Raw genomic sequence first — 13,846 nt, 5'->3', positions numbered from 1 at the left:
GATCGAGGAAAGCGACGCGCACCGGCTCGCCGAGCATCTGGTGATCGCCGAGAAGCTGCTGTCCGAACGGCCGGTGGCCGAGCGGCCGACGGCCGCCCAGGAGCTTACCACCGATCGCTATATCGTCCGCTGGTCGCCGACGATCCCGCAGCGCCCCGCCTTCCCGCCGCGCCAGAAGCGGATGGAAGCGCAGGTGACCAATTGGGAAAAGGGCCTGGCGGAATCGCATCTCCAGCTCCGCCTGGCGCCGAGTTCGCATGGCCAGGTCGTGGCCGGCGAGATGCGCATGCCCGACGGCAGCTGGATCGTGTTCAAGACGCGCGAGGCGGTGCAGGTCTGGCAGTTCGCGATCGAGCGGACCCTGGTCGCGCTGGTGCCGGCACTGCTGCTGCTGACGCTGGGCGCGCTGCTGATCCGCGGCACGCTGCGACCGCTGCGCAAGCTGATCCACGCGATCGGCCATGTCGGATCGGGCAAGCGGGTGACGGTGGAAGAGGAGGGCACCGCCGAGATCCGCGGGCTGATCCACGCCTTCAACGGCATGCAGCGCCGCATCCATGAGCTGATCGAGAATCGCACCCAGGCGCTGGCCGCGGTGGGGCATGACCTGCGCACGCCGCTCGCCCGGCTCCAGCTGCGGCTGGAAGGGGTGGGCGACGAGGATAGCCGCCGCGCGATGCAGGACGATATCGGCGAGATGGACGACATGATCGCCTCGCTGCTCACCTTCCTCAAGGGCGAGGACGATCCCGAGCCGGCGGTGGCGGTGGACATCGCGGTGATGGCGGCGACCTTGGTGGAGGACGCCACCGATCGCGGGCGCGACGCGACCTATGCCGGGCCGCAGCATCTCGACTGGATGGTGCGCCCCTCGATGCTGCGCCGGGCGCTGAGCAACCTGATCGAAAACGCGCTGCACTACGGCAAATCGGTGCAGGTCTCGGTGCGCGAGGAAGAAGGCGAGCTGGTGCTGTGCGTGGCCGATGACGGGCCCGGTATCCCGCCCGACAAGATCGAGGAAGCGCTGCAGCCCTTCGTCCGCCTCGATGTCGAACGGGGCCGCAATACCAAGGGCATGGGGCTTGGCCTTGCCATCGTCCAGCAGGCGGTGGCGCTGGAGAAGGGGCGGCTGATGCTCAGCAATGCAAGCCCCCCGAAGACGGGACTCATCGCTGAAATCCGTCTTCCCGGCTGACGGCAACACTTCTTCACAGTCCCGCTGCGCCGCGGCAATTTTGACTGCTTAGGTTGCACTCCGAGTTAATAGGAGTGTTCAACGTGAACGAGTTGATTGGCCGGGTCTTCAGCTTCGAGAAGACCGTCTTCCCGAACCAGAGCGACCTCTACGGCAAGCTCGCTACCCAGGGCCAGAGCCCCAAGGCGCTGATGATCTCCTGCGCCGATTCGCGCGTGGTGCCCGAGCACATCATGCAGGCGCAGCCCGGTGACCTGTTCGTCTGCCGCAACGCCGGCAACATCGTGCCGCCGTTCGCCCAGAAGATCGGCGGCGTTTCCGCCACCGTCGAATATGCCGTGATGGCGCTCGGCGTGCGCGACATCATCGTCTGCGGCCATTCGGACTGCGGCGCGATGAAGGCGGTCGCCCATCCGGAGATGGTTGCGGCGATGCCGAACGTCGCGGTGTGGCTGAACCATTCGGACGCCGCGCAGAAGGTGGTCGCCGATGCCTATCCGGGCCTCGACGACGCTGCCCGCGTCCGCGCCATCAGCCTGGAGAATGTCGTGGCGCAGATCGCGCATCTCCGCACCCACCCCTCGGTCGCATCGGGGATCGCGCGCGGCGAGATCGCGCTGCACGGCTGGTTCGTCGACATCCATGCCGGCCAGATCCTGGCGCTGGACGGCGAGACCGACCGCTTCATCGTCGTGCGTGACGACACGCCGCTGCCCGTCGCCGTGAAGCCGGGCCGCCGCCGCGCCGCCGACTTCGACCTGGTGGAAGCCGCCGAATGACCTCCGCACTTCCCAAGGGCTGGGTCGTCCGTGATTTCACGGCTTCGATCGTGGTCTTCCTCGTCGCGATGCCCCTCTGCATGGGCATCGCGGTCGCATCGGGCATGCCGCCCGAAAAGGGCCTGCTGACCGGCATCATCGGCGGTCTCGTCGTCGGCCTGATCGCCGGTTCGCCGCTCCAGGTGAGCGGCCCGGCGGCCGGCCTCGCGGTCATCGTGTTCGAGCTGCTGCGCGAGCATGGCCTGGCCGCGCTCGGCGCGATCCTCGTGCTGGCGGGTGTCCTCCAGGTGCTGGCCGGCGTCGCCAAGGTCGGCGGCTGGTTCCGCGCGATCTCGCCCGCGGTGGTGCACGGCATGCTCGCCGGCATCGGCGCGCTGATCGTGGTCGGCCAGTTCCACACGTTGTTCGACGCCAAGCCGCTGTCGAGCGGCGTCGAGAACCTCGCGGCGCTCCCCGGGCGGCTGCTCGGCATCGATCCCACCAACGTCACCGGCACCGAACTGGCGCTGGCGCTCGGCGTGCTGACGATCGTGCTGATGCTCGGCTGGGACAAGCTCAAGCCCAAGGCGCTGCGCCTGATCCCGGGCGCGCTGGTCGGCGTGGTCGGCGCGACCCTGGTCGCTTTCGGCTTCGGTCTTGAGGTGGTTCGCGTCGCGGTGCCGGATTCGCTGGTCTCGGCGGTGACGCTGCCGGGCGAGGGCTTCCTGAACTCGTTCCTCAGCCCGACGATCATCATCGCCGCGATTGCGGTCGCGTTCATCGCCAGTGCCGAGACGCTGCTTTCAGCCGCCGCGGTCGATCGCATGCATGACGGCGTGCGCACCGACTACAACAAGGAACTGCGCGCGCAGGGCGTGGGCAACCTGCTCTGCGGTCTCGCGGGCGCGCTGCCGATGACCGGCGTGATCGTCCGCAGCTCGGCCAACGTCCAGGCGGGTGCGATCACCCGCATGTCGGCGGTGCTGCACGGCGCCTGGCTGCTCGGCTTCGCCGCGCTGCTGCCCTGGCTGCTGCGCGAGATCCCGATGGCGGCGCTGGGCGGCGTCCTCGTCGTCACCGGCTGGAAGCTGGTGAGCGTCAGCCATGTCCGTCACCTGTTCCAGCACTACGGCCTGCTCCCGGCCGCGATCTGGGCAGTCACCTTCGTGCTGGTCGTTGCAACCGACCTGCTGACCGGCGTGCTGATCGGTCTGGGACTGTCGGTGCTGGAGCTGCTGCCGCACTTCCGGCGCCTGCGCCTGAAGGTGGACGCGGAACATGGCGAGGATGCGCATCGCATCAACCTGGACGGCGCCGCGACCTTCGTGATGCTGCCCAAGCTGAACAATGCGCTCGACGCGGTGCCGGCCGACCAGCCGGTGCACCTCGACTTCGGCAAGGTGCCGGCGATCGACCACACCAGCGCGGAGACGCTGCGCGACTGGGTGCAGCGCCGCCGGGCGCGGGGCCTGCGGGTGGACCTGAGCGGTCACCCGGACCAGCTCCGCAAGGTGCAGCCGGCCTGAGGCCGTAGCGACCTCGACACGCCACGGGAGGGGCAGGGGAGCGGACCGAGAGGGGCGCTTGCCTGCCCTTTCGGCGTTCCGGCGCAGTGTGTGCGAATGGCCACACCCGGCGAGAGCAACAGTTTATTACAATCAGGAAACCCGCGGACATGATTTCCCCGGCATTTTGAAGATCGGATAGCAGCGGCCCCCGTCCCACACCCTTCCGGGATGAGAGGGCCGCGCTTTTCGGCGCAGGCGGGAACATTCTCAGGCTATTGGGGAATGCCCGCATGAAGAAGTATCTGATCGCGGCCGTGCTGAGCTGCACGGCCTTTCCGGCTTACGCGCAGGAAGAAGCGCCGCCCAAGCCGATCACCGTTTCCGGCAATGTCGCGCTCGTCTCAGACTATCGCTTCCGCGGCGTCTCGCAGAGCGACAAGGGCGCGGCGATCCAGGGCGGCATCACCGTTTCCCACGAAAGCGGCCTCTATGTCGGCACCTGGGGCTCGAACCTGGCCGGCTGGGGCACCTTCGGCGGCTCGAACATGGAGCTCGACCTGATCGCGGGCTACAAGAAGGACCTGGGCGACGGCCTGGCGCTCGACGTCGGCGTGACCTGGTACATGTACCCCTCGGGCGCCGACAAGACCGACTTCGCCGAGCCCTATGTCAAGCTCAGCAGCTCGCTCGGCCCGGTGTCGGTGCTCGCCGGCGTCGCTTATGCCCCGGCGCAGGAAGCGCTCGGCAACTGGAGCAACACGCCCGAGAGCGCGGCCGGCGACAAGGAGGACAATCTGTATCTCTGGGCCGATGTCAGCGGCGGCATCCCGAACACCCCGATCACGCTCAAGGCGCATCTCGGCGGCTCGAAGGGCAATCCCGGCCTGGGCCCGAACGGCACCAGCGTGACCCCGACCGGCTCCTATCTCGACTGGATGCTCGGCGCCGATGCGGCGGTGGGACCGCTGGTGTTCGGCGTCGCCTATGTCGACACCAACATCAAGAAGTCGGAGACGACCTACATCCAGCCGAACTTCTCGCGAGTGAAGGACGGCTCGTCCATCGCCGACGGGCGGGTGGTGTTCTCGGTCAGCGCGGCTTTCTGAGTTCAGGGGGCGGGGAGCCGGCGGGGGCGCCGGTTCCCCATGCCCTTTGCTAAACTGCGGTCAGTGTTGATATGCCGGGCCATCTATTGATGGAAGGAACCCCGTGTCCGAAGCCGGCGCGCCGCAGATCGGCCCCTATATCCAGACCTATCGCAAGGCGCGTTCGCTCACGCTCGATGACCTCGCCCGGCTCTCCGGCGTGTCGCGATCGATGCTGTCGCAGATCGAGCGGGGCCAGGCCAACCCGTCGCTCGCCACCGTCTGGTCGCTCGCCAACGCGCTCGGCGTCGATATATCGGAATTGATCGCCGGCAAGGTGACCGAGCATGAGGTCCGGATCGAGATCTCGTCGGCCTCGTTCACGCCCGAGATCAAGACCGAGGACGGATCCTGCACGCTCCGAATCCTCAGCCCACCCGACCATGCCGAGCAATATGAATGGTATGAACTGCTGTTCCAGCGGGGCGGGGCGCTGGTCTCCGATCCCCATCCCAAGGGCACGCGCGAACATCTGACCGTGCTCGAGGGCGCGGTGGAAGTCGTTGCCGGCGACGACCGGGTGATGGTCCCCGCAGGCGCCACCGCACGCTATCCCGCCGACGTGCCGCACAGCCTGCGCGCACGCGACGGCGCGGCGCGGGCACTGCTCGTCATGACCAGCTGATTTTCTTGTTTCCGGGATACTGGACGAGAATTCCACTATGATGTAGCCCATCGGCCTCACGAGGAGGACCGATGGACTCGCAATTCTATTCCCGCGTCGCCGAGACGCTCACCGGGCTCGAGCGCGATGGCCTGATGAAGCCCGAGCGCGTGCTGGGCTCGGCCCAGGGCGGCGAAGTGACGATCGGCGGCAAGCCGGTCATCAACCTGTGCGCCAACAACTATCTCGGCCTCGCCAGCGATCCGCGCGTCGTCGAGGGTGCGATCGAAGCCACGCGCCGCTGGGGCGCCGGCCTTGCGTCGGTGCGGTTCATCTGCGGCACCCAGGAGATCCACAAGGAACTCGAACGCTCGATCGCCGACTATCTCGGCTTCGAGGATTCGATCCTGTTCGCTGCTGCCTTCGACGCCAATGGCGGCGTGTTCGAGCCGCTGCTCGGCGAGGAGGACGCGATCGTCTCCGACACGCTCAACCACGCCTCGATCATCGACGGCGTCCGCCTCTCCAAGGCCAAGCGCTACCGCTACGCCACCAACGACATGGACGATCTGGAGCGGGTGCTGCAGCAGGCCCGCGCCGACGGCGCGCGCACGATCCTGGTCGTCACCGACGGCGTCTTCTCGATGGATGGCACGATCGCCCAGCTCGACGTGATCGCGCAGCTGGCCGAGAAGTACGAAGCGCTGACCATGGTCGATGACTGCCATGCGACCGGCTTCATCGGCGAGCAGGGCCGTGGCACCCCGGCGCTGCGTGGCGTCGAGGGCAAGATCGACATCGTCACCGGCACGTTCGGCAAGGCACTGGGCGGCGCGATGGGCGGGTTCATCGCCGCGCGCCAGGCCGTGGTCGACCTGCTGCGCCAGCGCGCGCGGCCCTATCTGTTCTCCAACGCCCTTACCCCGGCGGTGTGCGGCGCCAGCCTGGCGGCTATCGAGATCGCCCGCTCGGCCGACGGCGATGCCCGCCGCGCGCAGATCCAGGCCAATGCCGGCGTGTTCCGCACCCGCATGGCCGCCGCAGGCTTCGACCTGGTCCCTGGCGAGCACGCGATCATCCCGGTGATGCTCTACGAGGCGGCGCTCGCCCAGCGCTTCTCGGCGCGGCTGCTCGAGGCGGGCGTGCTCGCCACCGGCTTCTCCTTCCCCGTCGTGCCGCAGGGCAAGGCGCGCATCCGCACCCAGATGTCGGCTGCGCTCAGCACCGCCCAGGTCGAGCGGGTTGCCGACATCTTTGCCGAAATCGGCCGTGAACTGAGGATTATCTGATGCTGGACGTGAAGATCGAGACCCGCGCCGAGGCCGCCACCGGCACGATGCAGGCACTCGCCAAGCTCGAGCCGCGCGAAGGCATCTGGAGCACCACCGCGCCGATCCCGGAGATCGGCCCGGACGAAGTGCTGATCCGCGTGCGCAAGACCGCGATCTGCGGCACCGACATCCATATCTACAACTGGGACGAATGGGCCGCGAAGACGATTCCGGTGCCGATGATCGTCGGCCATGAATTCGCCGGCGAGATCGTCGAGATCGGCAAGGCCGTGACGCGCGACCTGCATATCGGCCAGCGCGTGTCGGGCGAGGGCCATGTCATCGACTTCAACAGCGATGCCGCGCGCGCCGGGCGCTTCCATCTCGATCCCAACACGGTGGGCGTCGGCGTCAACCGCCAGGGCGCCTTCGCCGAGTACCTCGCGATCCCGGCGTTCAACGTCGTGCCGCTGCCCGAGGATGTCAGCGACGAAGTCGGCTCGCTGCTCGATCCGTTCGGCAACGCGGTGCACACCGCCCAGCAGTTCGACCTGATGGGCGAGGACGTGCTGGTCACTGGTGCCGGCCCGATCGGTATCATGGCCGCCGCCGTCGCGCGCCGTGCCGGTGCCCGCTCGGTCGTAATCACCGACGTCAACCGCTACCGGCTCGATCTCGCCGCGCGCATCGCCGATGTTCGCCCGGTGGACGTCAGCCGCGAGGACTTGCGCGACGTGATGGCGCAGGAAGGCATCACCAGCGGCTTCGCCACCGCGCTGGAAGTGTCGGGCGCGATCCCGGCGATTCGCCAGGCGATGGACGTGCTGATGATGGGTGGCAACCTGGCGATGCTCGGCATCCCGGGCCAGTCGATGGACGTCGCCTGGGGTGACATCATCCTCAAGGCGCTCAACATTCGCGGCGTCTATGGCCGCGAGATGTTCGGCACCTGGCGCAAGATGTTCGGCCTGATCCGCAACGGTCTGGACCTTGAGCCGTTGATCACCCACCGCTTCGCCGCCGAGGAGTTCCAGCAGGGCTTCGACGCGATGCGATCGGGCCAGTCCGGCAAGGTCGTGCTGAGCTGGTAAAACCGGGGGGAGGGGCCATCTGGCCCCTCGAACCGTTGCAGATATGCGACGGAACGGCGCGGCCGTGCGACTGTTGCTTTCGCGAAACCTTCGCAATTGCTCAACGTTACCTAGAATAACCTGCAGAGGCGGGATCTGGGTCGATGAACAAGCAGCACGACTATTATCAGGCCCGCGCAGCGGGCCAGCGCGAGATTGCGGAGCAGCTGAACGGCGCCGCGCGCCAGCAGCATCTGACCCTGGCCGCCATGTATGAAGCGCTGGCGACGGAGGCGAAGCCCAAGGGCGTCGCGCCTTCGAGCAGGGCCCGCCATCTGCCAGACGAACCGGAGACCGAGCGCGCCTATCTCGAGCGCCGCGCCCGCGAGGAGCGCGCCCGCGCCGCCGACAGCGACGATCCCACCGTCCGCCGCATCCGCTTCGCGATGGCGGACGAGTATCTGCGCCGGGCCGACGAGCAGGACTAGGGCGGGGAAGGTGCCAAGGCTCATCGGTTCCCCGGCGTTCGCCGGGGAACCGGGAAGTGATCGCCGAACCGTCAGCTCGTCTTGCGGACGATCAGCCGGGGCGGGAGCAGGCGGATCTCGGCGCTGTGGTTGCCGATCTCGCCGATCAGCGTGTCGACCAGTGCCTCGCCGGCGGCGTTATAGTCCTGGGCGATGGTGGTGAGCGGCGGGTGGGTGAGGCTGGCGGCCGGGATGTCGTCGAAGCCGACCACCGAGACGTCGCCGGGCACCGACTTGCCGGCTTCCTGCAGCGCCCGCAGCGCGCCGATCGCGATCAGGTCCGACGCGGCGAAGATCGCGTCGAACGGCACCTTGTTGGCGAGCAGCTGGCGTGCCGCCTCGAACCCTGATTCCTCGATCGACAGCGCGCCGATCTGCAGGCGCGGATCGGGCTCGATCCCGGCTTCGAGCTGGGTGTCGCAAAAGCCGTGATAGCGATCGCGGAACTCGGGATAATGGCTGCTCGCCTCGCCGATGAACGCCAGGCGCCGCCGGCCCCGGGACAGCAAATGCTCGGCGGCGAGTCGGCCGCCCAGCATGTTGTCGCAGCCGATCGTGGTGCCAAGCCCGTCGAGCTCGACCGATCCCCAGCGGACGAAATGGGTGCGCTGGCGCACCAGGTCCTGCAGGCGGGCGCGGTAGAGCTCGTAGTCGCCATAGCCGAGCAGGATCAGCCCGTCGGCCTTGCGCGTATCCTCGAAATCCTTGTGCCAGTCGGAGGAGAGCTGCTGGAACGAGGTCAGCAGGTCATAGCCGCGCTTGGCGCAGGTGCGCAGGATCGAGCCGAGCATCGCCAGGAAGAAGGGGTTGATCGCGGTGCCGTCCGGCAGCGGATCCTCGAAGAAGAGCAGGGCGAGCGTGCTGCTCTGGCCGCGACGGAGCGACGAGGCGTTCTTGTCGACCTTGTAGCCGATCTGGGTGGCGATCGCCTCGATCCGCTTGCGCGTGCCTTCATTGACGGTGGGATCGCCGCGCAGGGCACGGCTCACCGTCGGCTGCGAGACACCCGCCAGCGCCGCGATGTCGAATGATGTCGGCTTGTCCGGCGAGGCCATGCCGTTTCCTGCTCCCGAAGCGCGAAGTTGTCGCGCGCCCTATCCAAGTAGCGCGCTCGGGCCGGAATCGGAAGCAGCGCTGAATACGTATGCGTTTGCCTTCACTTGGCGGCCCGCTCGGACGATTGGGGAAGACGTTAGAAAAACCGTCGCCAGTGAAGGCGGCGATGATCTTGGGGAGGAATGAAGATGGCTTTGTCCAATCACGCCGCGATTCTGCGCACGCTTTCGCTGAGCGCCAGCACCCGCACGCTCGGTGCTGCCCTGTTGCTGCTGGGCGCGACCCCGGCCTTTGCGCAGGACACCAATCCCGCACCGGCACCCGCCGACCAGTCGACCGGCGACGAAGCCGCGCTGGTCGTTACCGGCATCCGCGCCTCGCTGACCTCGTCGGCGAACATCAAACGCAACAACGTCACGATCGTCGACTCGGTCTCCTCGGAAGACATCGGCAAGCTGCCGGACGTCTCGATCGCCGACTCGCTGGCCCGCATCCCGGGCGTCACCGCGCAGCGCCTCGAGGGCCGCGACCAGCGCCTGTCGATCCGCGGCCTCGGCCCCGACTTCTCGACCACGCTGCTCAACGGCCGCGAGCAGGTCACCGTCGGCGACAATCGCGGCGTCGAATATGACCAGTATCCCTCGGAATTCTTCAAGAACGTCAACGTCTACAAGTCGGCCGACGCCTCGCTGATCGCGGCTGGCATCGCCGGCACCGTCGACCTGCGCATGCTGCGCCCGCTCGACCAGAAGAAGGACACGTTCGTCGTCTCGGCCCGCGGCCAGATGAACGAGAAGGACAAGCTCAATCCGGACGGCACCCGCTACGGCTACAAGGCGTCGGCCACCTATGTCGGCAAGTTCGCCAACGACACGCTGGGCATCGCGCTGGGCGTCTCGGCGCAGAGCACGCCGACCCAGATCGAGCGCTACGCCGCCTGGGGCTTCCCGAGCGAGCCGGCCGCCGGCGGCAACCTGTTCCTCGGCGGCGCCAAGCCGTACGTCCAGTCGAACCTGCTGAAGCGCTATGGCGGCGTCGCCACGGTGGAATGGGCGCCCAGCGACAATTTCCACTCGACCCTCGACGTGCTCTATTCGAACTTCAAGGAAACCCAGCACCTGCGCGGCATCGAGTTCGGCACCGCGCCGACCTGGGGCTCGAACGGCGTGATCGCGCCGGGCTACAAGGTCGAGAACGGCCTGGTCACCGATGCGACCATCAGCAACCTGGTCAATGTCCAGCGCAACGACCTGAACGAGCGCAAGGCCGAGAACATCTCGATCGGCTGGAACAACGACTTCAAGCTGAGCGACACGATCCACTTCAACGTCGACGCCAGCTGGAGCCGCGCGACCCGCACCGACTTCCTGCTCGAGACCTATTCGGGCACCGGCTACAATTCGACGGGCGCGAAGGACACGGTCCACATCACCCAGAACAGCGACGGCACCTATGACATCGTGCCGACGCTCGACTATTCGAACACCAGCGTGATCCGCCTGACCGATCCGCGCGGCTGGGGTTATAACGGCACCACCGCCGTGGTGCAGGCCGGCTTCCTCAATCGCCCGGACTTCACCGACGACCTCAAGTCGCTGCGCGCCAGCTTCAAGGGCGAGATCGCCGGCAGCGTGCTGAGCGGCTGGGAAGTGGGCGGCAACTACAGCCGCCGCGAGAAGCAGAGCAAGTACACCAGCTACTTCCTCTGCCCCAAGGGCGGCGGCACCAACTGCACCGTCGCCAGCGGCACGCCGACCAGCGTCGCGGTGCCGGCCGATGCCGTGCTCAGCGAGAGCGTGAGCCTCGACTATCTGGGCGTGCCCAAGATGCTGACCGTCGATCCGATGAAGATCTACGGGCTGCTCAACTCGGTGTTCGACAACCGCCCGGACTCGCTGGTGCGCGACAACACCGTGACCGAGGACGTGATCACCGGCTATGCCAAGCTGACCGTCGACGGCGAAGTGGGCGGCAAGGCGCTCAAGGGCTCGCTCGGCCTGCAAGTGGTGCACACCAAGCAGGGCGGTGACGGCCAGATCGCCAGCCTGCTGAACGGCGTGGTGACGATCTCGCCGGTGAGCGCCTCGACCAGCTACACCAACTTCCTGCCCTCGGCCTCGTTCAGCCTCGAGCTCGAGCCGAACTTCTACATCAAGCTGGGCGCGGCCCAGACCATGGTGCGCCCGCGCCTCGACCAGGAGCGCGTGACCCAGGCGGTGTCGATCGACATCTCGAAGATCGGCATGGGCAGCCTGCCGCAGAACAGCCCGTTCAGCTCGAACGGCGGCAATGCGAACCTGCGTCCGTACCAGTCGACCAACATCGACATCTCGTTCGAGAAGTATCTCGGCAACAGCGGCGGCTATCTGGCGCTGACCGGCTTCTTCAAGCACCTGACCGACTTCGTCGATCCGAACAATTCGGTGCTGTACGACTTCACCCCGCTGCTCGCGGCGCTGACCCCGGCGCAGCAGGCGATCGTCCGCGGCCAGAACGCGCAGTTCGGTCTGGTCAGCTCGCCCGCCAACACCGGCAATGGCGACATCCTGGGCGTGGAAGCGACCGCATCGCTGCCATTCACCGTGTTCAGCTCGGCGCTTGACGGCTTCGGCGTGTTCGCCAGCGGCACCTATGTCGACAGCAAGATCCGCTACGGCAACAGCGCGACGCCGATCACGCTGCCCGGCCAGTCCAAGTGGGTCGCCACCGCCACCGCCTATTACGAGAAGGGCGGCTTCCAGGCCCGTGCCACCTATCGCTGGCGCGACAGCTTCCTGGCCGAACTGGCCGGCCTCTCGGCGAACCCGGAATATCGCCTGGGCCGTGCGGAAGGCGTGCTCGACGCGCAGATCGGCTATGAGTTCAAGAGCGGACCGCTTGCGGGCCTCTCGATCCTCGCCCAGGCGAAGAACATCACCGACCAGCCCTTCGTCACCACCGAGGCGACCGACAAGCGCCTGGTCCGCGAGTATCAGCGCTATGGCCGCGACTATTATCTCGGCCTGACCTACAAGTTCTGATCCCCCCGAGCTGTGGCCCGGCTTCCCCGCCGGGCCACCTGTTTTTGTCGAGGCGCTGACGTGCAGACTGAGCAGCCGATCCGCATCGTGATCGCCGGTGGCGGCACCGCGGGCTGGATGGCCGCGGCGGCCTTCGCCCGGTTCCTCGACAAGCGTTTCCGCGTCACCCTGGTCGAGTCCGAGGCGATCGGCACTGTCGGCGTGGGCGAGGCGACGATCCCCCAGATCCGGCTGTTCAACGCCAGCCTGGGGATCGACGAGAACCAGTTCATCGCCGCCACCCAGGCCAGCTTCAAGCTCGCGATCGAGTTCGTCGGCTGGACGAAGGGCGGTCGATACATGCACGCATTCGGCGATGTCGGCCGCGAGAATGGCCTGCTCGCCTTCCAGCACAGCTGGCTGCGCGGGCTGGCCGAGGGCGTCGCCAGGCCGCTGGCGCCTTATGCACTCAACAACGCCGCGGCACTCGCCAACAAGTTCCAGCGCGGGCCCGCGCGGACAGCGAAGCTGCTGCCCGAAATGCCCTATGCCTTCCATTTCGACGCCGGCCTGTACGCGCGCTTCCTGCGCGGCCTCGCCGAGAGCGGAGGCGTCGAGCGCGTCGAAGGCAGGATCGTCTCGGTCGAGCGCGACGCCGAGAGCGGTGACGTCACAGCTTTGAAGCTCGACGGCGAGCGCGAGATCCCTGGCGACCTGTTCCTCGACTGCACCGGGTTCCGCGCGCTGCTGCTCGGCGAGACGCTGGGCGCGGGATTCGAGGCGTGGAGCGAACTGCTGCCCTGCGATCGCGCCATGGCGGTCCCGTCCGAGCGCGCCCGCGACTTCACCCCCTATACCCGTGCCACCGCGCACGGCGCCGGCTGGCAGTGGCGCATCCCGCTCCAGCACCGCACCGGCAACGGCATCGTCTATTCGAGCGCGCATCTCTCCGACGACGAGGCGGCGGCGCGGCTGCTCGCCGGGCTGGATGAGAAGCCGCTCGATGATCCCCGGCCGCTGCGCTTCACCGCCGGCAAGCGGACCAGCTTCTGGAAGCACAATGTCATCGCGCTCGGCCTCGCCAGCGGCTTCCTCGAACCGCTGGAATCGACCAGCATCCACATGATCCAGTCGGCGATCGAGCGGGTGCTCAAGCTGCTGCCTGGCCGCTATGTCAGCCAGGTTCAGCGCGACGAATATGATCGCCAGACGCATGTCGAGTATGACCGCATCCGCGACTTCCTGGTGCTGCACTATTGGGCGAACAACCGTGACGAGCCCTTCTGGGCCGAACGCCGCGCCGCGGCCTTGCCCGACAGCCTGCAGCACAAGATTGAACTGTGGCGTGCCTCGGGCCAGATCGTGCGCGGAGAGGCGGACCTGTTCAGCGAAGTCGCCTGGCTGCAGGTGCTGGCGGGGCAGGGGATCGCGGCGACCGGATATCACCCGCTCGCCGATGCGCCCTCGCGCGAGGAGATCGCGGAGTATCTCGAGCTGATCGAGCTGCTCAATGCGCGCGAGGTGGGGCAGATGCAGGATCACGCCGCATTCGTGGCGCAGCATTGCGCGGGGAAGACTGCCGCATGAAAGCCCGTTGGTTCACCCTATCCCGTTCCCCGGCGAAAGCCGAGGCCCGGGGCGGCAAGCAAATCGGCAGAGAAACCCTGGGCCCCCGGGGGGGGGGGGGGGGGGGGGGGGGGGGGGTTTTTAAAA

11 protein-coding genes are annotated in these 13,846 nt (G+C 67.4%); 10 read left to right on the top strand and 1 reads right to left on the bottom strand.

Annotated features, from left to right (window positions below; translation table 11 throughout):
- Positions 1 to 40: 40 nt before the first annotated feature.
- The 8 genes from AAHM44_RS03535 to AAHM44_RS03500 all read left to right on the top strand — a co-directional run bounded on the left by AAHM44_RS03535 (position 41) and on the right by AAHM44_RS03500 (position 8,039).
- Complete coding sequence (locus tag AAHM44_RS03535; protein ID WP_446745946.1) at positions 41 to 1,195, top strand: ATP-binding protein; 1,155 nt, start codon at positions 41 to 43, stop codon at positions 1,193 to 1,195.
- An 83-nt stretch (positions 1,196 to 1,278) separates the two neighbouring features.
- The gene (locus AAHM44_RS03530) at positions 1,279 to 1,974 is read left to right on the top strand and encodes a carbonic anhydrase (RefSeq protein ID WP_269576266.1); all 696 of its coding nucleotides are present in this window, start codon (positions 1,279 to 1,281) and stop codon (positions 1,972 to 1,974) included.
- Positions 1,971 to 3,479, top strand: coding sequence for a SulP family inorganic anion transporter (locus AAHM44_RS03525; protein ID WP_269576265.1), 1,509 nt, complete (start codon positions 1,971 to 1,973; stop codon positions 3,477 to 3,479). Before AAHM44_RS03530 ends, AAHM44_RS03525 begins: the two co-directional genes overlap by 4 nt.
- A gap of 272 nt (positions 3,480 to 3,751) precedes the next feature.
- A complete protein-coding gene (locus AAHM44_RS03520) occupies positions 3,752 to 4,567 on the top strand; it encodes a TorF family putative porin (protein WP_342249041.1) in 816 nt (271 codons plus the stop codon).
- Between the two features lie 103 nt (positions 4,568 to 4,670).
- Complete coding sequence (locus AAHM44_RS03515; protein ID WP_269576263.1) at positions 4,671 to 5,231, top strand: helix-turn-helix domain-containing protein; 561 nt, start codon at positions 4,671 to 4,673, stop codon at positions 5,229 to 5,231.
- Between the two features lie 71 nt (positions 5,232 to 5,302).
- On the top strand, positions 5,303 to 6,499 hold the full coding sequence (locus AAHM44_RS03510; protein WP_269576262.1) for a glycine C-acetyltransferase: 1,197 nt from the start codon (positions 5,303 to 5,305) through the stop codon (positions 6,497 to 6,499).
- Positions 6,499 to 7,572 (top strand): L-threonine 3-dehydrogenase, encoded by a 1,074-nt coding sequence (gene tdh, locus AAHM44_RS03505; RefSeq protein ID WP_342249040.1) that lies wholly within the window; start codon positions 6,499 to 6,501, stop codon positions 7,570 to 7,572. The genes AAHM44_RS03510 and tdh overlap by 1 nt, the downstream gene beginning before the upstream one ends.
- Positions 7,573 to 7,715: 143 nt before the next feature.
- The gene (locus AAHM44_RS03500; RefSeq protein ID WP_269576260.1) at positions 7,716 to 8,039 is read left to right on the top strand and encodes a hypothetical protein; all 324 of its coding nucleotides are present in this window, start codon (positions 7,716 to 7,718) and stop codon (positions 8,037 to 8,039) included.
- Between the two features lie 71 nt (positions 8,040 to 8,110).
- Here the strand turns inward: AAHM44_RS03500 and AAHM44_RS03495 are convergent, their stop codons facing one another.
- Positions 8,111 to 9,133: a LacI family DNA-binding transcriptional regulator gene (locus AAHM44_RS03495; protein ID WP_342249039.1), complete on the bottom strand. Its 1,023-nt coding sequence runs from the start codon at positions 9,131 to 9,133 to the stop codon at positions 8,111 to 8,113.
- 189 nt (positions 9,134 to 9,322) lie between these two features.
- Between AAHM44_RS03495 and AAHM44_RS03490 the strand changes: the two genes are divergently transcribed.
- Both AAHM44_RS03490 and AAHM44_RS03485 read left to right on the top strand, forming a co-directional pair.
- A complete protein-coding gene (locus tag AAHM44_RS03490; protein WP_342249038.1) occupies positions 9,323 to 12,154 on the top strand; it encodes a TonB-dependent receptor in 2,832 nt (943 codons plus the stop codon).
- 60 nt (positions 12,155 to 12,214) lie between these two features.
- Positions 12,215 to 13,720 carry a tryptophan halogenase family protein gene (locus AAHM44_RS03485; RefSeq protein WP_342249037.1) on the top strand — a complete coding sequence of 502 codons (1,506 nt, stop codon included), beginning with the start codon at positions 12,215 to 12,217 and terminating at the stop codon, positions 13,718 to 13,720.
- Positions 13,721 to 13,846: the final 126 nt, after the last annotated feature.

Source organism: Sphingomonas sp. OTU376 (assembly GCF_038440415.1).
Classification (GTDB): domain Bacteria; phylum Pseudomonadota; class Alphaproteobacteria; order Sphingomonadales; family Sphingomonadaceae; genus Sphingomonas; species Sphingomonas kyeonggiensis_A.
The sequence above is the reverse complement of the archived record's forward strand: the minus strand, read 5'-3'. Positions and strand labels throughout refer to the sequence as shown.

Coding starts and splice junctions, on each gene's coding strand:
- AAHM44_RS03490 (WP_342249038.1), top strand. CDS start 9,323: ATGGCTTTGTCCAATCACGCCGCGATTCTGCGCACGCTTTCGCTGAGC.
- AAHM44_RS03500 (WP_269576260.1), top strand. CDS start 7,716: ATGAACAAGCAGCACGACTATTATCAGGCCCGCGCAGCGGGCCAGCGC.
- AAHM44_RS03525 (WP_269576265.1), top strand. CDS start 1,971: ATGACCTCCGCACTTCCCAAGGGCTGGGTCGTCCGTGATTTCACGGCT.
- AAHM44_RS03495 (WP_342249039.1), bottom strand. CDS start 9,133: ATGGCCTCGCCGGACAAGCCGACATCATTCGACATCGCGGCGCTGGCG.
- AAHM44_RS03510 (WP_269576262.1), top strand. CDS start 5,303: ATGGACTCGCAATTCTATTCCCGCGTCGCCGAGACGCTCACCGGGCTC.
- AAHM44_RS03520 (WP_342249041.1), top strand. CDS start 3,752: ATGAAGAAGTATCTGATCGCGGCCGTGCTGAGCTGCACGGCCTTTCCG.
- tdh (WP_342249040.1), top strand. CDS start 6,499: ATGCTGGACGTGAAGATCGAGACCCGCGCCGAGGCCGCCACCGGCACG.